18 protein-coding genes are annotated in these 21,365 nt (G+C 36.9%); 15 read left to right on the forward strand and 3 right to left on the reverse strand.

Annotated elements, in window-relative coordinates; genetic code table 11:
* Positions 1 to 43: 43 nt before the first annotated feature.
* The 8 genes from FB551_RS01540 (at position 44) to FB551_RS01575 (ending at position 12,762) form a co-directional block, all read left to right on the forward strand.
* A complete protein-coding gene (locus FB551_RS01540) occupies positions 44 to 874 on the forward strand; it encodes a CPBP family intramembrane glutamic endopeptidase (protein ID WP_142014342.1) in 831 nt (276 codons plus the stop codon).
* Positions 875 to 915: 41 nt separating this feature from the next.
* Positions 916 to 1,491, forward strand: a complete 576-nt coding sequence (gene rdgB, locus FB551_RS01545) for an RdgB/HAM1 family non-canonical purine NTP pyrophosphatase (RefSeq protein WP_374709945.1) — start codon at positions 916 to 918, stop codon at positions 1,489 to 1,491.
* Positions 1,492 to 1,559: 68 nt separating this feature from the next.
* Entirely contained in the window at positions 1,560 to 2,474 is a 915-nt protein-coding gene (locus FB551_RS01550) for a ribonuclease Z (RefSeq protein WP_047432413.1), read from the forward strand.
* A 7-nt stretch (positions 2,475 to 2,481) separates the two neighbouring features.
* Positions 2,482 to 3,252 (forward strand): TIGR02757 family protein, encoded by a 771-nt coding sequence (locus FB551_RS01555; protein ID WP_374709948.1) that lies wholly within the window; start codon positions 2,482 to 2,484, stop codon positions 3,250 to 3,252.
* A gap of 11 nt (positions 3,253 to 3,263) precedes the next feature.
* On the forward strand, positions 3,264 to 3,809 hold the full coding sequence (locus tag FB551_RS01560; protein ID WP_047432411.1) for a DUF1003 domain-containing protein: 546 nt from the start codon (positions 3,264 to 3,266) through the stop codon (positions 3,807 to 3,809).
* Between the two features lie 193 nt (positions 3,810 to 4,002).
* Entirely contained in the window at positions 4,003 to 6,363 is a 2,361-nt protein-coding gene (locus FB551_RS01565; RefSeq protein ID WP_047432407.1) for a T9SS C-terminal target domain-containing protein, read from the forward strand.
* Between the two features lie 168 nt (positions 6,364 to 6,531).
* Positions 6,532 to 10,116 carry a choice-of-anchor L domain-containing protein gene (locus FB551_RS01570; protein ID WP_142014345.1) on the forward strand — a complete coding sequence of 1,195 codons (3,585 nt, stop codon included), beginning with the start codon at positions 6,532 to 6,534 and terminating at the stop codon, positions 10,114 to 10,116.
* A gap of 288 nt (positions 10,117 to 10,404) precedes the next feature.
* The gene (locus FB551_RS01575) at positions 10,405 to 12,762 is read left to right on the forward strand and encodes a choice-of-anchor L domain-containing protein (RefSeq protein ID WP_142014347.1); all 2,358 of its coding nucleotides are present in this window, start codon (positions 10,405 to 10,407) and stop codon (positions 12,760 to 12,762) included.
* Between the two features lie 130 nt (positions 12,763 to 12,892).
* On the opposite strand, the gene rsmA is transcribed toward FB551_RS01575, so the two are convergent.
* Positions 12,893 to 13,663: a 16S rRNA (adenine(1518)-N(6)/adenine(1519)-N(6))-dimethyltransferase RsmA gene (gene rsmA, locus FB551_RS01580; RefSeq protein WP_142014350.1), complete on the reverse strand. Its 771-nt coding sequence runs from the start codon at positions 13,661 to 13,663 to the stop codon at positions 12,893 to 12,895.
* 91 nt (positions 13,664 to 13,754) lie between these two features.
* On the opposite strand from rsmA, the gene FB551_RS01585 reads away from it, so the two are divergent.
* The 6 genes from FB551_RS01585 (at position 13,755) to FB551_RS01610 (ending at position 18,734) form a co-directional block, all read left to right on the forward strand.
* A complete protein-coding gene (locus FB551_RS01585) occupies positions 13,755 to 14,654 on the forward strand; it encodes a cell division protein FtsX (protein WP_142014352.1) in 900 nt (299 codons plus the stop codon).
* Between the two features lie 2 nt (positions 14,655 to 14,656).
* Complete coding sequence (locus tag FB551_RS01590) at positions 14,657 to 14,953, forward strand: DUF3098 domain-containing protein (protein ID WP_047432399.1); 297 nt, start codon at positions 14,657 to 14,659, stop codon at positions 14,951 to 14,953.
* 96 nt (positions 14,954 to 15,049) lie between these two features.
* Entirely contained in the window at positions 15,050 to 15,868 is an 819-nt protein-coding gene (locus FB551_RS01595) for an undecaprenyl-diphosphate phosphatase (RefSeq protein ID WP_142014355.1), read from the forward strand.
* A gap of 20 nt (positions 15,869 to 15,888) precedes the next feature.
* The gene (gene truB / locus FB551_RS01600; protein ID WP_129037073.1) at positions 15,889 to 16,587 is read left to right on the forward strand and encodes a tRNA pseudouridine(55) synthase TruB; all 699 of its coding nucleotides are present in this window, start codon (positions 15,889 to 15,891) and stop codon (positions 16,585 to 16,587) included.
* Between the two features lie 33 nt (positions 16,588 to 16,620).
* On the forward strand, positions 16,621 to 17,343 hold the full coding sequence (gene rluF, locus FB551_RS01605; RefSeq protein ID WP_142014358.1) for a 23S rRNA pseudouridine(2604) synthase RluF: 723 nt from the start codon (positions 16,621 to 16,623) through the stop codon (positions 17,341 to 17,343).
* A gap of 167 nt (positions 17,344 to 17,510) precedes the next feature.
* Positions 17,511 to 18,734 carry a YncE family protein gene (locus FB551_RS01610; protein ID WP_142014360.1) on the forward strand — a complete coding sequence of 408 codons (1,224 nt, stop codon included), beginning with the start codon at positions 17,511 to 17,513 and terminating at the stop codon, positions 18,732 to 18,734.
* Positions 18,735 to 18,960: 226 nt separating this feature from the next.
* Here the strand turns inward: FB551_RS01610 and FB551_RS01615 are convergent, their stop codons facing one another.
* Positions 18,961 to 20,079: a helix-hairpin-helix domain-containing protein gene (locus tag FB551_RS01615; protein ID WP_226798595.1), complete on the reverse strand. Its 1,119-nt coding sequence runs from the start codon at positions 20,077 to 20,079 to the stop codon at positions 18,961 to 18,963.
* Between the two features lie 416 nt (positions 20,080 to 20,495).
* On the opposite strand from FB551_RS01615, the gene FB551_RS01620 reads away from it, so the two are divergent.
* Positions 20,496 to 20,720 (forward strand): hypothetical protein, encoded by a 225-nt coding sequence (locus tag FB551_RS01620; protein ID WP_047432385.1) that lies wholly within the window; start codon positions 20,496 to 20,498, stop codon positions 20,718 to 20,720.
* Positions 20,721 to 20,826: 106 nt separating this feature from the next.
* Here the strand turns inward: FB551_RS01620 and FB551_RS01625 are convergent, their stop codons facing one another.
* A complete protein-coding gene (locus FB551_RS01625; protein WP_142014363.1) occupies positions 20,827 to 21,171 on the reverse strand; it encodes a MerR family transcriptional regulator in 345 nt (114 codons plus the stop codon).
* Positions 21,172 to 21,365: the final 194 nt, after the last annotated feature.

Below are 21,365 nucleotides of genomic sequence, written 5' to 3' on the forward strand. Positions count from 1 at the left end.
AAAAAAATTATCTTTGTTTCTCATAAACTTTTACAGAGAAAGGATGGAAAATAGCAAATATCCGAAGTTTACGTTTACTTGGTTGGGCGGTGTTGTCTTGGTAGTTGGATTATTCGTGGGAACAATGGCTGTTTCTTTATTCAGTACTTTTTGGAAAGTGGTTTTCAGGGAAAATATTGAATTGAAAGACTGGTTTCTGATGGTGGCGAATTCTGTAGGATTCCTTACTGCCATTGCCTTTTTTGACTTTTTCATTGTAAGACGTACTACGCAAAAGAGACTTAACTTTAACTTATCATCAGTTAATTTTTCAACCTATCTCCTCATATTTCCAATGATGGCGGGAATGATGTTTATTTCCGAATTTGTAGCCGCTCAGATCCCAACTACAGGGCCTTTTTTCGGCGATTTTTATGAATATTTTACCCAGCTGATGAGCCAATTGACAGATAATCCTGTTGTCATGATTATCATGACCGTAATCATGGCTCCGATTTTTGAGGAAATTATATTCAGGGGAATTATTCAGAAAGGATTGATTAATAAGGGAGTAGAACCCTGGAAAGCGATTCTGTATGCTTCCATTATTTTTGGAGTAGTTCACGGAAATCCATGGCAGTTTATCAGCGCTGTAATGTTGGGCTGTGTACTGGGATTGGTCTATCATAAAACAAAATCTTTACTGATGCCGATATTGCTGCATGCATTTAATAATTTAACACTGTCGTTATTGGTTCTGTATGGTAAAGATGAGAGTTTTGCAAAAGTGCTTCATGTTTCGGAATGGCTTGTATTAGCTGTTGGAATTGTACTTTTCTCTCTGTTCTATTATCTCTTTATGAAAAAGTATAAAGTGCATTATGCTGAGATGTAAGTAATCTGATTAAAAAAGTAAAATTGAAAATGAATATAGAAATGGAATTATTAGTAGCTACACACAACGAACACAAAAAAGAAGAAATTCAACAGATCCTTGGAAGTGATTGCGTGGTGAAAAGCCTTACCGATTATAATATTCACGAAGAAATTGTGGAAGATGGCGATTCTTTTCATGCTAATGCCCTGATCAAAGCGAAATATTGCTTTGAAAAGACCGGAATTCCAAGTCTGGGAGATGATAGCGGCTTGGTAGTAGAAGCTTTGGACGGAAGACCCGGGATTTTTTCTGCCCGTTATGCCGGAGATCATGATTTTGCAAAAAATATCGAAAAGGTATTGGAAGAAATGCAGGGCATTGAAAACAGAAAAGCTTATTTTGTGACGGTTCTGTGTTACTATGATGAAAATGGCGCTCAATATTTTGAAGGCAGAGTTCACGGAAATTTACTGACAGAAAATAAAGGTTTCAAAGGCTTCGGTTATGATCCGATTTTTGTTCCTGAAGGTTATGAAAGAACTTTTGCTGAAATGGATCCCGAAGACAAAAATAAAATCAGTCACCGTAAACAGGCATTAGACCTATTTATGGATTTTTTAAAAGTAACTGATTAAATTTTAATATCAGGGTGAAATCCCTATTTATATTTTCTGTTGTACATTTGTTATCATAAATTATTGATTTGAGTACTTATTTAACAATATTAGGCTTTAACTCTGCGATTCCGACCATCAACACATCACCCACAGCACAGCTGCTGGAAATGGAAGAAAGACTCTTCCTGATCGATTGTGGAGAAGGCACTCAGGTACAGTTGAGAAAGGCAAAAGCACGATTTTCAAAAATCAATCATATTTTTATCTCCCATCTTCATGGAGACCATTGTTTCGGGCTTCCGGGACTTATAGCTTCTTTCAGACTTTTAGGAAGAGATATGCCTTTGCATGTGTATGGTCCTAAAGGAATTAAGAAGATGATGGAAACCATTTTTCAGATTACAGAAACCCATCGTGGTTTTGAAGTGGTTTATCATGAACTGGATAAAGATTATTCTGAAAAAATATATGAAGACAACAGAATAGAAGTATATACTATTCCGTTGGATCACAGGATTTACTGTAATGGGTATCTTTTTAAAGAAAAACCAAAAGACAGGCATCTTAATATGAAAGAGATTGCGAAGTACAGTGAAATTGAAACCTGTGATTATCACAATATCAAAGCAGGGAAGGACTTTGTATTAAGCGATGGCTATGTTCTTAAAAATGAAATTCTGACTGTTGACCCGGCTCCGTCGGTATCATATGCGTTTTGCAGTGATACCCGTTATCTGGAAAGTGTGATTCCTATTATTAAAAATGTAACGGTTCTTTATCATGAATCCACATTCCTGCATGATCTGAAAGAAATGGCAGATTATACCGGTCACACTACGGCTTTGGAAGCTGCTACCATTGCTCAGAAAGCTCAGGTTGGAAAGTTGATTTTAGGTCATTTTTCCAATAGATATGGAGATCTGACAGTATTTACGGATGAAGCGAGAGAAATATTTCCCAACACATTTTTACCAAAAGCATTGGAGAGTGTAAAGATTTAGAATGAATATGTTGAAATTTGAAGAACTCAGAGATTTTCTCAACGAAAAAGCAGATCAGTATAACGCTCCTGATTTTATTGAAAATGACCCGATACAGATTCCACATCGTTTTTCCTTAAAACAGGATATTGAGATTGCTGGATTTCTGGCCGCCACAATTTCCTGGGGAAACAGAAAGTCGATCATTAATTCTGCAGATAAAATGCTTGATATTATGGGCAATTCTCCCTATGATTTTGTAATGAATTATGGTGAAAAAGATCTGGAAATGCTTCAGGATAAAAGTATTCACAGAACGTTTAATGGGCAGGATTTTTCTTATTTTATCAGACAGTTTAACAGAATTTATAAAGAAAATGAAAGTCTGGAAAGTTTATTTAAAGTGAAACAATCTGAGAATAATTTTCTCCACGCCATAGAAAGATTCAGAAGTGATTTCCTGGAAACGGAAAAACACAGAAGTCATAAACATATCAGTTCACCTTATAAAAATTCTTCTGCTAAAAGAATTATTATGTTTTTAAGATGGATGGTGCGTAAAGATAAACGGGGAGTAGATTTTGGAATATGGGAAAATATAGATCAGAAATATCTTTCCATTCCTCTGGATGTGCATACCGGAAATATCTCCAGAAAATTAGGGTTGGTTTCGCGAACACAGAATGACTGGAAAACGGTAGAGGAACTGGATATCGCCATCAGAAAATTTGATGAAAAAGACCCTGCAAAATATGACTTTGCATTGTTTGGATTAGGAGTGACAAAGGAACTGTTGTAAAAATATAAAGGATGAAAAAATATAATGAAAAAACAGAAGTTCTTGAGAAGATAGCCGACAGCATTACCTCATGGATAGGATCTATTCAGTCCCTGATTGTCCATACATTGCTGTTCGTTACTTCGTTTTTACTTCCGATGCTGGATATCGTTGATTTTGATAAAATGCTTCTTATTCTGACTACGGTACTTTCTCTGGAAGCTATTTATCTTGCGATCTTCATTCAGATGTCTGTGAATAAAAGCCACGAGAAAATTGAAGATATTCAGGAGGATATTGAGGAGATCAGTGAAGATATCGAAGATATTCAGGAAGATCTTGAAGAAATCAGCGAAGACATTGAAGAGATCAACGAAGATATAGAAGATATCCAGGAAGATATTGAGGAAATCAACGAAGACGAAGATGAAGAAGATCATAATGAAAGAGCAAAAAATGTAATACTCAAAAGCAATGTAAGCTCGAACAAAAACGAAATAAAAGCCTTAAAAGATATTATCTCTCAGTTGCAGAATGAAATAGACCAGTTGAAAAAAGATGATAAAGAACCGGAATAATGGCAGTTAAAGTTTAAACAGATCAATACGTTGGTCTGTTTTTTTATGGGTTAATTTCTGTTCAAAATGATTTGCGGAAAATGTAATAATAAGAAAAAAATGTTGTGAATCTACCTGTCAGATTATAAAATAGTAATGTTAAAGGCTGATTTAGTATAATTATTTTTGCTACATTTGAACAAATGAAAACAAAATGTTAATCTATAGACTAAAAAACTATTTTTTCCTTTTTTCTTTTTTATTGATTTCCGTTTCTGCATTTTCTCAAACGAGGCCTGTCAGAAAATCAGAAAGAATAAAACCTTCTGCTGCGGCGCTTAGGGCTGGAGCATTTATAGATGTGAATGTACCACCTTACACCCCTTCAAATTATACTCCCGAGCAATTGGTAAAGAATATTTTGATCAATGGAGGTACCAACTGTACAACAGCCAATGTCACCAACGTTACGGTATCTCCTAATCATGATGTAACAAACAGCAACAGATTCTGGGGTTATTTTCATAAAGGAACAACCAATTTTCCTTTTACGGATGGGATTGTCCTTACTACAGGATACGCTTCAGAAGCTGGTAATAACTATGTATCAGCTGTAGGACAATCAGTAGGAACAGGAAGTGATGCTGATCTTGTAGCCGCTACCGGAGCCAATGTAAGCTTAACCGATGCGGTAGCCCTTGAGTTTGATTTCGTTCCAAATTCAAACCAGGTGAAATTTAATTACATATTCGTTTCTGATGAATATACTTCGGATTATCCTTGTCTGGGGTATTCTGATGCCTTTGCTCTTTTATTAAAGAAAGTTGGAGATCCTACCTATACTAACCTGGCAGTATTGCCGGGAGGTGCCGGACCTGTAAGTGCAACCAATATTGTTCCTGCAGGAAATGGATTCAGCTGTGGGCCAATCAATGCAGCTTTTTTTGGAGCACTGGCAAATCCGCATTTAGTAATCAATTATTTTGGAAGAACAACTCCTTTAACAGCTGTAGCAGATGTAATCCCAGGACAAACGTATCATTTCAAAATGGTATTGGCAGATGCCAAAGACCCGTCTCATGACTCTGCAGTTTTCTTAGAAGGAGGATCTTTCGACGTAGGAATTAAAATTGTAGACGAAACAGGAGTTGTGTTACCAGGTACTATCAACATGTGTGATAATACACCAAAGCAGTTAAAGGCACAGGTCGCAGCAATTCCGGGAATGACTTATCAGTGGTATAAAGATGGAGTGGCTATTCCAGGAGCAACCAGCGCTGTTTATGTAGCTACCCAGGCAGGAGTTTATACTGTAAAAGTGATGGTTCCGGGGAATCAGTGTCCAAGTGAAGCCTCTATTACCATTATTGGAGGAACGAGTCCTACCGTGCAGAATGCTGAACTTAAACTCTGTACGACACCGGCCATTACCAGTTTTAATCTGGAAACAGCAAAACCTCTGATCAGTACAACACAAGGAGCAGTATTCCGTTTTTATGCGAATCAGGCCGATGCACAGGCTCAAAATAACAGTTATATCACCAATCTTACCAACTATCCCGGAACAGATGGTCAGATATTATATGTATTGGTTTCCAATGGCGCTTTCTGTAGTAAAATTGCGACCTTAACATTAAGAAAAGAAGAAACACCAACAGCGCTGGTTACAGCACCGAGATTGAAAATCTGTGCCGGTGAATCCGTAGTGTTAACAGCTACCGGCGGTGTAACGTATGAATGGAGTGATTCAGCGGCCACTACCGGAGGAATCAGAACGGTAAGCCCGACTCAGACAACTACATACACGGTATATGCTATTGGAGCACAGGGATGTAAATCTCTTCAGCCGGCACGTATTACCATTGAAGTAGTTCCGGCTATCGTTTCCAACTTAAAAGGAGGACATATCTGTCAGGGTGATAAAATCATTCTGGATGCAGGTTCAGGCCCCGGATATACGTATCAGTGGAGTTCTGGTGAAACCAGTCAGAGTATTACAGTAGCTACTCCGGGAGTCTATTCGGTAACGATCAGTAACGGAGTTTGTTCAAAAGAATTCAAAACCGAAGTTATTAAAGCTGTAATCCCTGAAGTGATAAAAGTGGATTATAATGAGAGTGGAACAATGATCATTACAGCAAGCAATCCAAGTAATGGTATCCTGGAATATTCAGTAGATAACGGAGTTACATGGCAGTCTTCCAATGTGTTTAATAATGTACCTAAAAATAAAATCATTTCGATCAGAGTTAGGGTCAAATTTACCAGCTGTGTAGGTTTCCTTGAATTCTTTACATTCGTGATGAAAAATGTAATTACTCCAAACGGTGATAATATTAATGATACCATTGATTTCAGCGGGGTGGTTAACTATAAAGATTTCAGCGGACAGGTTTTCGACCGTTACGGAAGAGAAGTGTTCAAAGCAGCGAAGATCAATCCATATTGGGACGGATATTTCCAGGGCAAAAAGCTTCCTACTTCTACCTATTGGTATCAGGTAACCTTCGAAGATCCTGCAAGTAAAGAACTTACTGTAAAAACAGGATGGATATTACTTAAAAATATAGAATAATTTAAACTATAACTGAAAGACTGACTATTTTGTCAGTCTTTTTTTATTATTTTAAAATAAACAGAGTTGATATTCTAATATAAATAAATTTGCGTTAGTAATAATGTAAATTGTGTTAACTTGAATTTCAATCAAAAAAAATAGTATTTTTGTTCAAAATAATATAAAATGTTAAATAGGAGGAGAGGAAATTTATTTTTAGCGTTATTTTTAGCTTTCATGGGAAACTTTGTTTTGGCTCAAAATAAAGGAAGGGTAGAAATTGCTGCAAAACCTAAAGCTGCTTCTTTAAGGGCAGGTGTTTTTATAGATGTAAATGCACCAAGCTACCCGGAATCCGGCTATCCTATAACTCAGCTGATCAATGATGTTCTTATATCAGGAGGTAGCACTTGTACGAGTTCAACGGTAAGCAATGTAACCGTTTCTCCCAACGTGTCTGCTACCAATCAGAACCGAAGCTGGGGATATTTTAATAAATCAAATACTAATTTTCCTTTCAGTAAGGGAATTATACTTTCAACAGGTTATGCCAATAAAGCCGGGAATACTTTTCAGGGAACTTTAAGTGATGATCTGGGAACAGGAGGAGATGTAGATCTGGCGAATGCCTTATCAATCGGTAATAATAACCTAACCAACGCTACTTCTATAGAATTCGACTTTGTCGCTGCTTCTACTGAAATTACTTTCAGATATTTGTTTGCTTCTAAAGAATATCAGCAAAACTTTCCATGTACTATTACAGACGGTTTTGCCTTACTGTTAAAAAAAGCATCTGATCCTACGTATACCAATCTTGCAGTGCTTCCGGGAGGAGCAGGGCCTGTAAGTGTAACCAATATCCACCCTCAATATCAAAACTGCGGACCTAAAAATGAAGCTTATTACGGAGGTACCAATACCGCTCAGATCGAAACCAATTTTAATGGACGCACCATTCCGCTTACAGCAAAAGCAACTGTAATTCCTGGAGAAACCTATCATTTTAAAATTGTACTTGCAGATTATCAGGATCCGAACTTTGATTCAGCCGTATTTCTTGAAGCAGGATCATTTGATATCGGAGTGAAAATTCTGGATCCGGCAGGCGTGCAGCTTCCTGACTCTGTTAATATGTGTGATAATACACCACAGACTTTTACAGCTTCTGTACAGGGGCCTAATATAACGTATCAGTGGTATCAGGGGACCACTCCGATTGCAGGAGCTACCAATGTAAGTTACACGGCAACAGCACCAGGGGTATACACCGTTAAGGTTTTCATCCAGGGAAATACCTGTCCGGGAGAGGCTACTATCACTGTGGTAGGCGGAACATCTCCTACAGTCCAGAATGCTACACTGACAGCCTGTTATACTGCCGGAAATGCAACGTTTAATTTAACATCTGCACAAGCTTCCATAAGTACTACTCCGGGAGCCGTGTTTTCATATTATACTACTTTGGCAGATGCCAATGCAGGAAATGCCAATACAATTCCTAATCCAACAGCTCATCAGAGTGCGGGTGGAACGGTGTATGTAAGAGTAGCCAATGGTTTCTGTGCAAAAGTAGCACAACTCCAACTGGTAAAAGCTCCACAGATGGTACCTACCATTGCCCCTCCGGCAGTGCTTACCTGTAACAACTCTCAGACTACATTGGATGCATCAGCCTCCGTTTATCCGGCAGGAGCTACTTTCAACTGGACTACTACAGGAGGAAATATTGTTTCAGGAGGTACTACTTTAAATCCTGTGATTAATGCTGCCGGAACCTATACTTTAACAATAACAAAAGTTTATCAGCCTGGAAATATCAGCTGTACAGCGGTAGGAACTGTCACCGTAACAGGAAACAGCGCTCCGCCAGTTACCGGCCTTACAGCCAGCAAAATAAAAATCTGTAAAGGAAATTCTACAACACTTACCGCTTCAGGCGGGGCTACCTATAACTGGGGTAATGGTCTTACAGGAAACGGAAGTACACAAGTTGTTTCACCTACTGTCACCACTACTTACACGGTAACAGCAGTGGGCGCCAATGGTTGTATCTCTCAAAACCCTGCAACGATAACAATAGAAGTTTCGGAACCTTTTACAGCACAAAATGCAATACTTCATAAGTGTTATCAGCCAGGATTAACTTATAATCTTACTGAAGCTCAGCCTCAGATCACAACTACTGCAGGAGTAACTTTTACTTACTATATCAGTCAGGCTGATGCCAACGCGGCTAACGGAAACTTTATTGTAACGCCTACAACGTATACACCTCCGGGAGGAAGTCAGACTATTTATGTATTAGTAAGTAATGGAGGCTGCAGCTATGTAGTATCTCTTCAATTATTAAGTACGGCTCAAACGACTCTTACCATAGCAGCACCACAGACAATTACATGTACAACTCCACAGATTACGATCAATGCTTCAACATCTGTTGTACCTGCAGGGTCTACCATTGCATGGACAACGGCAGGAGGAACTATTGTCTCAGGAGGTAATACACTTACCCCTGTTGTAAGTGCTGGCGGAACATATACTTTAACAGTTACTAATGTATCACAACCAGGAAACCTAAATTGTACATTTACTGCAACAGTAACAGTTCAGGAAGATAAAGTACAACCGGTTGCTGCATTAGTTTCATCACAACCGCGTATTTGTATAGGAGAATCAGTAACATTAACTGCTTCCGGAGGGGTAACCTATAACTGGGGCAATGGTCTTACAGGAAATGGAAATACTCAGGTTGTTTCACCTACTACAACTACTGTGTATACAGTATTTGCTGTCGGAGCAAACGGATGTATTTCTGCAACACCGGCAACTGTTACAGTTCAGGTTGGTCCGCCAATAGCAGGCCTTACCGCATCTAAATTAAAAATTTGTGAAGGTGAATCTGTGACATTAACTGCGACCGGAGGAATTACTTATAACTGGGTAGGTCTTACAGGAAACGGAAACACACAGGTTGTTACTCCTACAGTAACCACAGAGTATTCCGTATATGCATTAGGAGGAAACGGATGTAGCTCTGTGAATCCGGCTAAGGTTACCATTGAAGTAGTTCCGGCAATTGTTTCTACATTAAAAGATGTATTTGTCTGTGCCGGAGATAAAGGAACTCTGGATGCCGGGGCAGGACCGAACTATACTTATGTATGGAGTACAGGAGCAACCACTCAAACCATAACCACTAATATTCCCGGAACATATTCTGTAATAATCAGTAATGGAGTCTGTTCTAAAACTTTCTCTGCACAACTGATCAATCCGGATCTACCACAGTTTACCAATATTGTTTATGACAACCATATTCTTACGCTTACTGCAAGTAATCCTACAGGTGGAACTTTAGAATATTCTATAGACGGAGGGTTAACATGGCAGGCATCCAATGTGTTTACAGGTGTTTTGAATAACACGATGTATTCTGTAATGGTAAGAGTGAAAGGTGCCAAATGTGGTACTTCACTGGATTACTTTACATTCATTATCAGTAATGCCATTACGCCTAATATGGATGGAGTAAATGATACAATTGACTTCACCGGAATAAGCGGATACAAAGATTTCGCAGCCTCTATTTTCGACAGATACGGAGCCGAAGTATTCAAAGCCAGTAAGGGTAATGTTATATGGACAGGATCTTTAAAAGGAATTAATCTTCCTACTGCTACTTATTGGTACAGGGTACAGTGGGAAAATCCTGCAAGCAAAAAAATGGAACAGCGCTCCGGTTGGATTCTTTTAAAGAACAGAAACTAAATATTTATCAGAATAAAAAATTAACAACAAAATCTTTCAGTAATGAAAGATTTTGTTGTTTTTAATAATAAACACTATGGTGTTTTGTGAATTATTTAAAATATGCATGCACTATGGTAAAATAAATTATAATACAATGCTACCACACTATTTAGGGTTGCTTAGAATATCAATAGATTAATGAAAATTTGCTTTAAGACGTTCTTATTTTGTTTTTTTATGGTAAAAAATATAAATATGTATGTGAGATATTTAAAAAAAAATTAAATTTGTTGAAACAAAAATATTATGAGAAGATATCTACCGCTTTGTTTATTTTTTTTAGTCATCTCGACTTTTTTATTTTCACAAAATCTGCCGCCACGAAAACATGCAAAAGAAACACCTTCAAATCTGTCCGCAAGAGCTGGTGCTTTTATTGATGTGAATGCTCCGCAGTATCCTGAAACCGCTTACACAATTGAAAAGATGGTTAAAGATGTATTGATCTCATCCGGGACGAATACCTGTCTTACTCCCAATGTGTCCAATGTGAAGATTACGCCTAACCACGCTCCAAGTGATGCAGACAGAGCATGGGGATATTTTCATAAGGCTGCAACCAACTTTCCCTTTAAAGACGGGCTTATTCTTTCTACAGGGTATGCAAGAAGAGCTGGTAATACCTTTGAAGGTGGCCTTAGTGACGTCAACGGTGGAGGATCAGATGCTGACCTTGCGCAGGTGATTGGAGTAGTGGAAAGCAGATTGAATGATGCTGTACTTTTGGAGTTTGACTTCGTTCCAACAACCTCTCAGATTAAGTTTAATTATCTGATTGCCTCAGAAGAATATACAGGCTCGTTCCCTTGTACCTTTGCAGATGCATTTGCCATCTTATTGAGACCTACTTCAGGTGGGCCTTATGTAAATATGGCTGTACTTCCGGGAGGAGCAGGACCTGTAAGTATTACCAATATTCACCCTGCAATTGCAGGTAGTTGCGGTGCCGTAAACGAACAATATTTTGCAGGATATAACACCGGGAATGTTGAAACAAATTTTAATGGGAGAACGATTCCATTGACTGCTACAGCAACTGTAGTAGCAGGACAGCAATACCACTTCAAAATGGTAATTGCCGATTATAGTGACCACAGTTATGACTCTGCAGTATTTCTTGAAGGAGGATCTTTCAATATCGGGGTAGACCTTTTAGACCCTGCAGGAACAAAATTACCTTCAGATATCAATGTATGTGATAATGTACCTCAGGTAATTACAGCGTCTGTAAATGATCCTAACCTTGTTTATCAGTGGTTTTTTAACGGTACTCCAATACCTAATGCAACAACAAATACAATTACTGCAATACAGCCTGGTACCTATACCATTGAAGTAAGTGTTCCCGGTAACCCATGTCCGGGTAAAGCTTCCATCCAGATTCACGGAGGCACAACACCTCAGGCTCAGGATGCAACATTGCTGCTTTGTACTACACCGGATATTACTACTTTTGATTTAAGTACAATTATGCCTACCATCAGCCCAACGCCTGGAGCTATCTTTAAATTCTATGAAAATCAGGCGGATGCCATTGCACAGAATAACAGCTATATTCAGACTCCTTTAAATTATAATGGTAATGATGGGCAGATTCTGTATGTGCTTGTTTCCAATGGAGGATTCTGTAGTAAAATTGTAGAATTGACATTGCAGAAAGAAGCAACACCAACTGCTAAATTGAAAGCTTCCAGAATAAAAATATGTCCGGGGGAATCTGTAACGCTTACTGCTGAAGGAGGGGATACTTATCTTTGGAGCAATTTCATGGGAACAGGGAATATGCAGACCGTTACACTATATCAGACTACAACATTTACAGTATACGCACTGGGTGCAAAAGGATGTAAATCTCTTAATCCTGCAACGATTAGAATTGAAGTAACACCGGAAATCACTTCTCCATTAAAAGATGTTGAAATGTGTATAGGTGATACCGTAACGCTTGATGCAGGAGCTGGTGATGGTTATAAATATCTTTGGAGCACAGGTGCTACAACGCAGAAAATTAATGTCAACCAATGGGGCATCTACTCAGTGGAAATTGATAACGGTATCTGTAAGAAAGTTTTTGAAGCTAAAGTAATGGGCGCTGCAACTCCTTTTGTTACCGCTTTAAATTATGAAAGTATCAAAAAGTCAGTAACGATTACAGCCGAAAACCCGCCAATGAACAATACCCCAAGTACTTTGGAATATTCTCTTGACGGTGGTATTACATGGCAGGCTTCCAATGTATTTACGAATCTTTTGGATAATACCAACTATACTGTTCTAGTAAGAAGAGTAGGAACACATTGTGTGGGATCTCTTGAATTCTTTACATTACAGATCAACAATATCATTACTCCGAACGAAGACGGAATCAATGATGTACTGGATCTTAAAGCTCTTGGAGACTTTAAAAACTTTACCGGTTCTATATATGACAGATATGGAGTGGAAATGTTCAGATTCTCGAAAGAAAATCCTATCTGGGACGGAACAGTAGGAGGTAAGAGACTTCCTACAGCTACATACTGGTATAAGTTCAACTTTGAGTATCCAAAATCAAAAGCTCAGATGAACTGGTCTGGATGGATCATGCTGAAGAACAGAAACTAAAATTGATAATGTGATATAAAAGAAAGCCTTTCAGATTTATTTGAAAGGCTTTCTACTTTTAACGAATAAGGTTGTCGTAATTTCTTCAAGAAAAAAAGCTCCCGGTAAAGGAGCTTTATAGTGATTGTTTTTATTGATTTTCTTTCCAAAGATTCGCGAAGTGTATAAAATCTGCTACACTGAGTTCTTCCGCTCTCTTATCTAAAAATTCATGTCCTTTTAAGGCTTCAGGAATATTAAGTGATTTTAAAGCATTAGACAGCTTTTTTCTTCTTTGATTGAAGCCTGTTTTTACAATCTGTTTAAACAGAACTTCATTGCCTGCAAGCCCTTCCTTTGGATTTCTTGTAAGCCTGATCACTCCTGATTTTACTTTTGGCGGAGGGTTGAAGACATTCTCATGTACCGTAAACATGTAAGATACATCATAATAAGCCTGTATCAGAACAGAAAGAATACCGTAATCTTTAGTTCTGGGAACAGCAGCCGTTCTTTCAGCAACCTCTTTCTGGAACATTCCTACCATTTCCGGGATCAATTGATAATGATCTACAATCTGAAACAAAATCTGTGACGAGATGTTATAAGGGAAATTACCAATGATAGCAATCTGATCGTCTTTGATAAAACTGAAATCCTGCTTCAGGAAATCGCCTACAAAAGTTTCTTCAGTTACCTTTGTATAGTTGTTTTTCAGATATTCGATAGACTCTGTGTCTATTTCAGCAAGATAAATCTTCTGATCCTTTTCAAGAAGATATTTGGTAAGAACGCCCATTCCGGGACCTACTTCCATAATGTTATTATAGTTCTCAAAACTAAGACCTTCTACGATTTTTCTTGCGATATTTTCATCTGTCAGGAAGTGCTGTCCAAGATGTTTTTTTGCTTTTACACTCAAAGTTTTTTATGATTTTATTAACAGTGATTTTCTTTATTTCGTCCCAAATTTCGGAAGATTTTTTCTATTTTAGCCAAAAATTTTAATATTAATGGCTAAATCTGTAGATGAATTTAATAAGAAAAGGCTTCGGTCCAGCAATATTACAGTAGTGATAAGTATTGCCTTAGTGTTATTTTTGTTAGGATTAATGGGGCTTATTCTGATTAATGCCCAGAAGTATTCTGACTATATCAAAGAACAGTTGGTGGTGAACGCCTACTTTGATGAAAACTATGATGCTAAAGATTCTGTAAAAATTGCAAAACTTGAGGAAGAAACTTTTAAAAAGGTACAGTTATTAGCTCCTGTAAAAAAAGCGACTTATATTTCAAGGGATATGGCGGCTAAAGAAGCCAAAAAGACTATGGGAATCGACAGTGATGCATTGTTCGAAGAAAATATCTTCCCTTCCTCTATTGAAGTGGCTTTAAAACCGGAATTCGTGGATCCTGCAAAGATTGATGAAGCAATTAAAGAGATCAAGTCCGTTCCCGGAATTATCGATGTTAAAAATGACAGTACTTTAATGGTGGACGTCTACAATAACCTGAGCAGAATTCTGAAATGGATCTTAGGATTTTCAGTTCTGTTCCTGATATTGGCGGTTGTATTGATCAACAACTCTATCCGTCTGAAAATATTCTCGAAGAGATTTATTATTAAAACTATGCAGCTTGTAGGAGCGAAGAGAAGATTTATCCTTAAACCTTTTATCGTAGAAGCCATTATTTTAGGAGCTATCGGTTCTTTAATAGGTCTTATTGCGTTAGGTGGAGTGTGGTATTATTTCACTAGCCAGATTGGTTCAGCTTTCGTACAGGACAATAACCAGTATTTCTGGTTGGTTATCCTGGTACTTGGTGTTGGAATTTTTATTTCTGTCTTAAGTACGATTTTCGCTACATGGAGATTCTTAAAATCAAACGTTGACGATTTATATTACTCTTAATAATGAGCAAAAAAACAAATAAATTTTCCGCTTCAGACTTTGGACATGAAGCTGAAGTACCACAGGAAAACGCTTTCTATTTCGGACAGCAGAATTTCAAATGGATGCTGATCGGATTAGCATTTATTGTAGTAGGATTTCTACTGATGATGGGACACGATGCCAATACTGTAGATGGGAAATTTGATCCTAATTCATGGAATGACGATATCTTTTCTATCAGAAGAATCAGAATAGCACCACTATTTGTTGTGATAGGATTTGTGATAGAAGTGTACGCGATCTTAAAAAGAAAATAAATAAATTTTTATATTTTGAGATTAAGAGATTAAGAAATTGAGAATTATGCATTCTGAGTTTCCGGATCTCTTAATCTTTTAATTTTTTAAAGGAATATGGATTTAATTAAAGCAATTATTATTGCCATTGTAGAAGGATTAACAGAATATCTTCCGATTTCTTCTACCGCACACATGGGATTTACTGCAAATCTTATGGGGCTGGAGGAAACAGAATTTTTAAAAATGTTTCAGGTGTCTATTCAGTTTGGAGCTATTTTATCTGTGGTAGTAGCCTACTGGAAAAAGTTTTTTGACTTAAATAATATTCAGTTTTATTTCAAACTTGCATTTGCTGTCGTTCCGGCTTTGGTGCTGGGATATTTATTCGATGATAAAATTGAAGCCGTTCTTGGAAATCAGATTGCAATTTCTTCAGTATTGGTTTTAGGTGGTATTGTTTTACTGTTTGCCGATAAATGGTTCAAGAACCCTAAGATTGATGATGAAAAAGGAATTACCATAAGAAATGCTGTTACCATCGGTTTCTGGCAGTGTCTAGCGATGATGCCGGGGACAAGCCGTAGTGCAGCCTCTATTATTGGGGGAATGGCACAAGGTCTTACCAGAAAAGCAGCAGCAGAGTTCTCTTTCTTCCTTGCAGTTCCTACCATGCTTGCAGTAACGGTGTATTCCGTTTTCGTAAAAACCTGGGGAAAAGAAACCCCCAATCCGCAGAAAGGATATGAAATGATTATGGCTTCACAGGATCACATTATGATCTTCATCGTAGGAAATGTTGTAGCATTTATTGTAGCACTTATTGCAATCAAAGCATTCATTGGAGTGCTTAATAAGTATGGATTTAAACCTTGGGGCTGGTACCGTATTTTTGTTGGAGTTGCCCTGTTGATTTATTTTTATTTCTTTAAATAGGAAATCTTTTATACCCATTCATGACTGCTGAAGAACTGAAATCAGGATACATTTTTTTATTGGATAAGCCTTTGGACTGGACTTCCTTCCAGGCTGTCAATAAAATGAAATATAAACTTAAAAGGGAGTTTGACCTTCCTAAAAAATTTAAAATCGGACACGCCGGAACTTTAGATCCCAGAGCAACGGGGCTTCTTATTGTTTGTTGTGGAAAATTCACAAAGAAAATTCCTGAAATCCAAGATGCTCCCAAAGAATATTGGACAGAGATCAAGATTGGTGTACAGACGGAATCCTACGATACCGAAAAACCTGAAATTCTTCAACAGGAAATTTCCCATATTACTGAAGAACAGGTAATAGAAGTTCTGGAAAAATTTGTTGGAGAAATTGAACAGAAGCCACCTGTTTATTCAGCGATTAAAATTGATGGCGAAAGAGCTTACAACCTTGCCAGAGCTGGTGAAGAAGTGGAAATGAAAGCAAGAAAAACAACGATCCATTACATTAAAGATATTAAAATTGATTTTCCTTTGGTGAGTTTCATGGTAGGCTGTTCAAAAGGAACATACATCAGAAGTCTTGCCCATGATATCGGACAGGAGTTGGGAGTAGGAGCTTATCTGACCCAATTAAGACGTACTAAAATCGGAGACTATGCTATTGAAGATGCTACAGATCAGTTTTTGAATAACGAGTACAGATTTGAAGGCCTATAAAAATAAAAACTATCCCGGTTACGGAAAAGACTAATGGAAAAAACGCGTATCAATAAATATTTATCAGAAGTGGGATACTGTTCAAGAAGAGCAGCAGATAAACTTTTGGAAGAAGGTAGAATCAAGATAAACGGGAAAATTCCTGAGTTAGGAACCAAAGTTTCTGATGAAGATCTGGTAGAAGTAGACGGAAAACCGATCAGAGAACCACAGGAAAAGCCGGTGTATATTGTTTTTAATAAACCGGTGGGAATCGTTTGTACTACAGATACAAAACGTGAAAAAAATAATATCGTAGATTATATCAACCATCCCAAAAGAATTTTTCCTATCGGAAGATTGGATAAACCAAGTGAAGGACTTATTCTCTTAACAAGTGATGGTGATATTGTCAATAAAATTCTGAGAGCGCGCAATAATCACGAAAAAGAATATCTTGTTCGCGTAGACAAGCCTATCACTCCAAGGTTTCTGGAAAAAATGAGAAACGGTGTTCCAATCCTTGATACGGTGACTAAAAAATGTGAGGTAGAGAAGATTGATGAAATGAATTTCAGAATTATCCTTACTCAGGGACTCAACAGACAGATCCGTAGAATGTGTGAATATCTCGGATATGAAGTGAAAAAACTGAAACGAATCCGTATCATGAATATCAAACTTGATCTGCCAATTGGGAAATGGAGAGATATGACGGATGAGGAACTTAATACACTCAACTCCTTGCTGGCAGATTCCAGTAAAACAATTGATTAGAAATACCTAAAATACTTTAACGATTTTAATTTCATGCTTCCTGATAGTAACTCATGGAAGCATTACCTGCTATTGCTATATTGTTTTTCACATATTGGTGTAATATATTTTATTTTTCATTGAAAATGTTTTATATTTATAATACCAACAATAATAACCTGAAAATCATGAAATTAAAATTTAATTCAGTTCTAGTATTTATTACTTTGGTAATAGTAATGAGTTGTCAAAATGATAATCATTATCCGGATCACCCGCATGATTCTTCGTTTTACATTGATTACAGAAGTTTAAAAGGATTTCCAGACGGAATCGCCGTTATTGAACTTGATCCTGAAGCTCCCAATTTTGGAAATATCAGCAGCAAACTTGAATTAGGTGTCGGTGTATTGCCTCACCATATTTATTACAATCAAAATGCCAATAAAATGTTCACAACCGCTCTGGGAGGCAGCTACCTTTATGAAGTGAAAGCAGGAAAAGATAAAAACGGACAGCCCATATTAATCAATGCAACGCCTATTGATACCGGGGAAAATACCGTTGGTGAAAATTTATTCTTTACGAATGATGGCAGATATTTTATGACCTTTATGGGTGGAGCAGGAGGTCCAAAAGACGGCAGCATAGGTGTTTTTAACGCGGCTAATAATCAGCTTATCAAAACGATTAAAGCTCCGATTCAAGCCAATCCCAACAAATTTATCATGTATCCGCATGGTATTTCAATTAATGAGGAAAAAGGATTAATGATGGTGTCATCCACTATTCACCCGGATCTCACTACCGGAATGGGGAATACATGCACCTTATTAGACCTGAACACTTACGAAATAAAAGAAACTTATCAGGTAGCAGACTCTCCAACGGATTTATCTGCTCCTGTAGAAGTATTGTTACTACGCGGAAAGTTTCCACAATATGCACTTGCTACAACAATGCTTGGCGGAGATATCTGGATTGCTCCCTATAATACTACAACCAAAAAATATGATGCTTTTACTAAGATCTTTGACGGAAGTACAAAAGGTTTAGGCTGGGCACTTGAAATGTATATTGATGATTCCAACAAATTGTATGTCAGTTTTGCTGAACCTGGAAAAGTACTTGTCTTTGATATTAATAATCTTCCCCAACTAAAGCTTTTGAAGACTCTTGATGCAGATAAGGGTGCACATCATATGGCTTTCTTTAAAACCAAATCTGGAAAAGACGTTGTGGCAGTACAGAATAATTTATTGGATCTACCCAATCTAAATTCCGGTACCATTAGTATAATTGACATTAATACGGGAAAAAAACTAGGCACAGTAGATTTACGGGATAAATATGGAATACTACCAGAGTCCATCGAAGGAACTAACGGGCCAAGCAATTATATGCATCACTAAAATGCAGGATATTATTTACAGCACATCACTCTTCCAGAATATGATTTGGAAGAGTGTAATCTAATTTTAGGCTTTATATTATTTTACGTATAACTTCATTCTTTCTTCATATTCAGGTTTGAGCTTTAAAAGTTTCCATATTTTTTTATCATCAGGATTACTGATGCGGTAGAATATGATTTTGTCTGCCGAGTATTTGAAATAAGGATGATTTTTAAGCCATTCCTCAGGTGCTTCTACTAATGAATACCGAGGAACACCCTGAAGTGTTCAATGGTGCAATTGAAATCAGTTTCTGAACAAGATCCTGATCTATGTTGTAAGTGCTTAGAATTTGCTGCTTATTCATAAAACCTCCCAGTTTTTTTCTGAAACCAATGATTGAACCGGCACTTCTTTCATCCAGTCCGAACTCAATAAGCTGTTTGAAGGTAATGGTATTAAGGTCTGTTTTTGAAAAGTCTGTTTTTTCCTGTTGCTTTTCCTGTAACCTGATATAAGGTTTCATTTCGTGAAATTTCTCTGCAGAAATCACAAAACATTTTTGCAGATCATCTAAGCTTTTAAAACTTCCCCGTAAATTTCTGTCCCTATAACTGATGATAGTGATGGCTTGTTTTTCGGAAAATCCAAATGCTTTCCAACCCTCTAAGTCCAGCTGATTAGGATCAAACGGATGATATTGAATCTTGGATTTTACAGTATTGGTCTTTCCGAAATTCCTGATGTTTTCCGGAGTTTTTTCCGGAAGTAAAAGATAAGGAGCAAGTTTGCTGTAGTTTTCCGGAGAGATGATGAAGCATTCTTTAAACTTTTCTTTACTGATAAAACTTCCCCCGAGATAATTTCTATACTTTATAATAGCCTCGGCCTGCTTTTCACTGAAACCGATCTTAAGCCAGTCATTGGCAGAAAACTGATCAGGATTGAATTTTCCTGAAATCATAATTCCTTTCTTTCCATATGAATTAGTGAATCCTTTTGAATTTCCTTTTTCACCTATCTCAGGAAGCAAAATGAAAGAGGCCAGTTCACTGAATTTCTCTTCAGAAATAGCGTAGCATTTTTTCAACTGCTCTTTTGAAGTAAATTTTCCTCCTACAATATCTTTATACTTGAGAATGGTGGCAGTTTGTTTCTCTGAAAATCCAAGTTTCTGCCACTGGTCTTTGTCCAGCGTATTAGGATCAAAATCTGATAAGTTTGCTGGCATTGCAGCATTTGTAATGAACCTGACTTCAGGAAACGGTTCTTTTTTACGGCTGGTATATTTCTGAAATGCCAGTAAAACAGTCAGCAATGTGACCATCAATGCTAATTTTCGGTAATAGTTTTTTCTCATCATGCAGTAAACTTATTGATAAAAATAAATTGCAGCAATAGTTGATAATGAAATAGTTAAATATGATATAGAGAAAGTGTTTTATTATGTATAAGCCAATGAGAATATTGCCTTTTGGGCGATATAATTTCGTAATTGATACTGAATACTCTGATTGGATTTTTATTTTTAACACTACAGATTTTGTCGCTGTAGATAGATGTTTTTGCATCATAATAATACTAATTGCAATACAATATAGAGGAAATTTGATTATTAATAGTATGATTTATAGTATATAGAAATATGGTGATTGTCGTGTCTTAAAAAAAATTAAATTCGTTTCGTTTTAATAAACTAATTATTAGTATTTTCCTTCAAACGGCTTGGTTTTTGTAATTTTTTTATCATACCTATTAACCTTATTAATCGATAGAAATATGAATTACACTGAAGCATTGAAATACAAGGAAGAAGCATTGAAAAAAGCTGACAATACAGTGGTTGACAATTACCATATCGTTATAGTTCCGGCTGATACAACTGAAAGTGCAAGGTATATAGAAGAGTATACCAAAAAACCTGAAAACTTTAAAGATGATAGCTGTAAGAAATATTGTTCAAACGGAGAATATCTGGTGGTGAGTTTTAAGAAAGAAGAGTAGTTTTGAACAAAAATAATAATAAGTTATTGTCTTCCAAAGGTATATCCATCAATAAAACCTCCGCTGCAAATTAATTGCAGCGGAGGTTTCTATATGTTCAAAGAAATTAGTCTTCTTCTCTTTCTCCTAAAGATTCTTTCAGTTTGATCAACTCAGCTTTTACAAACTCCAGGCGGTCAATCAGAGTAATCGTTTCGGAAATTTTACTGTTGGTGGTCAGAGCGACACGGGCTCCGTCAAGGGTATATCCTTTTTCTTTCACGAGATGGTAGATCATCTGAAGATTTTTGATGTCTTCAGGAGTGAAATATCGGTTTCCTTTTCTGTTTTTTTTAGGCTTGATAATCGGGAATTCCTGTTCCCAGTAACGTATTAATGAAGTGTTTACATCGAATGCTTTCGCAACTTCTCCTATAGAATAATACAGCTTATCAGGTAAATTTATTTTCATTTTACAACTCCTAAACCTCAAAGATAAAAATTTTTTAAAGTTTAATCCAAAATATATTGTAAAATGTGCGGTCATACTTTGTTTCAAAGGTATTGATGTGGTTTAATTCATGATTCAAAAGCAATGTTTGTTGTCGCAGATATAAAGGATCATGATATACTGGATCTTTTTTGTCTAAATTTGTAAATTCTTAT

Origin of the sequence: Chryseobacterium aquifrigidense, from assembly GCF_006716485.1 — a bacterium.
Classification (GTDB): domain Bacteria; phylum Bacteroidota; class Bacteroidia; order Flavobacteriales; family Weeksellaceae; genus Chryseobacterium; species Chryseobacterium vietnamense.

Excerpts from the sequence above, each read along its gene's own strand:
- FB551_RS01540 (WP_142014342.1), top strand. The coding sequence starts at position 44 with ATGGAAAATAGCAAATATCCGAAGTTTACGTTTACTTGGTTGGGCGGT.
- FB551_RS01575 (WP_142014347.1), top strand. The coding sequence starts at position 10,405 with ATGAGAAGATATCTACCGCTTTGTTTATTTTTTTTAGTCATCTCGACT.
- FB551_RS01565 (WP_047432407.1), top strand. The coding sequence starts at position 4,003 with ATGTTAATCTATAGACTAAAAAACTATTTTTTCCTTTTTTCTTTTTTA.
- FB551_RS01595 (WP_142014355.1), top strand. The coding sequence starts at position 15,050 with ATGGATTTAATTAAAGCAATTATTATTGCCATTGTAGAAGGATTAACA.
- FB551_RS01590 (WP_047432399.1), top strand. The coding sequence starts at position 14,657 with ATGAGCAAAAAAACAAATAAATTTTCCGCTTCAGACTTTGGACATGAA.
- truB (WP_129037073.1), top strand. The coding sequence starts at position 15,889 with ATGACTGCTGAAGAACTGAAATCAGGATACATTTTTTTATTGGATAAG.
- FB551_RS01585 (WP_142014352.1), top strand. The coding sequence starts at position 13,755 with ATGGCTAAATCTGTAGATGAATTTAATAAGAAAAGGCTTCGGTCCAGC.
- rdgB (WP_374709945.1), top strand. The coding sequence starts at position 916 with ATGGAATTATTAGTAGCTACACACAACGAACACAAAAAAGAAGAAATT.
- FB551_RS01620 (WP_047432385.1), top strand. The coding sequence starts at position 20,496 with ATGAATTACACTGAAGCATTGAAATACAAGGAAGAAGCATTGAAAAAA.
- FB551_RS01625 (WP_142014363.1), bottom strand. The coding sequence starts at position 21,171 with ATGAAAATAAATTTACCTGATAAGCTGTATTATTCTATAGGAGAAGTT.
- FB551_RS01560 (WP_047432411.1), top strand. The coding sequence starts at position 3,264 with ATGAAAAAATATAATGAAAAAACAGAAGTTCTTGAGAAGATAGCCGAC.
- FB551_RS01615 (WP_226798595.1), bottom strand. The coding sequence starts at position 20,079 with ATGATGAGAAAAAACTATTACCGAAAATTAGCATTGATGGTCACATTG.
- FB551_RS01555 (WP_374709948.1), top strand. The coding sequence starts at position 2,482 with ATGTTGAAATTTGAAGAACTCAGAGATTTTCTCAACGAAAAAGCAGAT.
- FB551_RS01610 (WP_142014360.1), top strand. The coding sequence starts at position 17,511 with ATGAAATTAAAATTTAATTCAGTTCTAGTATTTATTACTTTGGTAATA.
- rluF (WP_142014358.1), top strand. The coding sequence starts at position 16,621 with ATGGAAAAAACGCGTATCAATAAATATTTATCAGAAGTGGGATACTGT.
- FB551_RS01570 (WP_142014345.1), top strand. The coding sequence starts at position 6,532 with ATGTTAAATAGGAGGAGAGGAAATTTATTTTTAGCGTTATTTTTAGCT.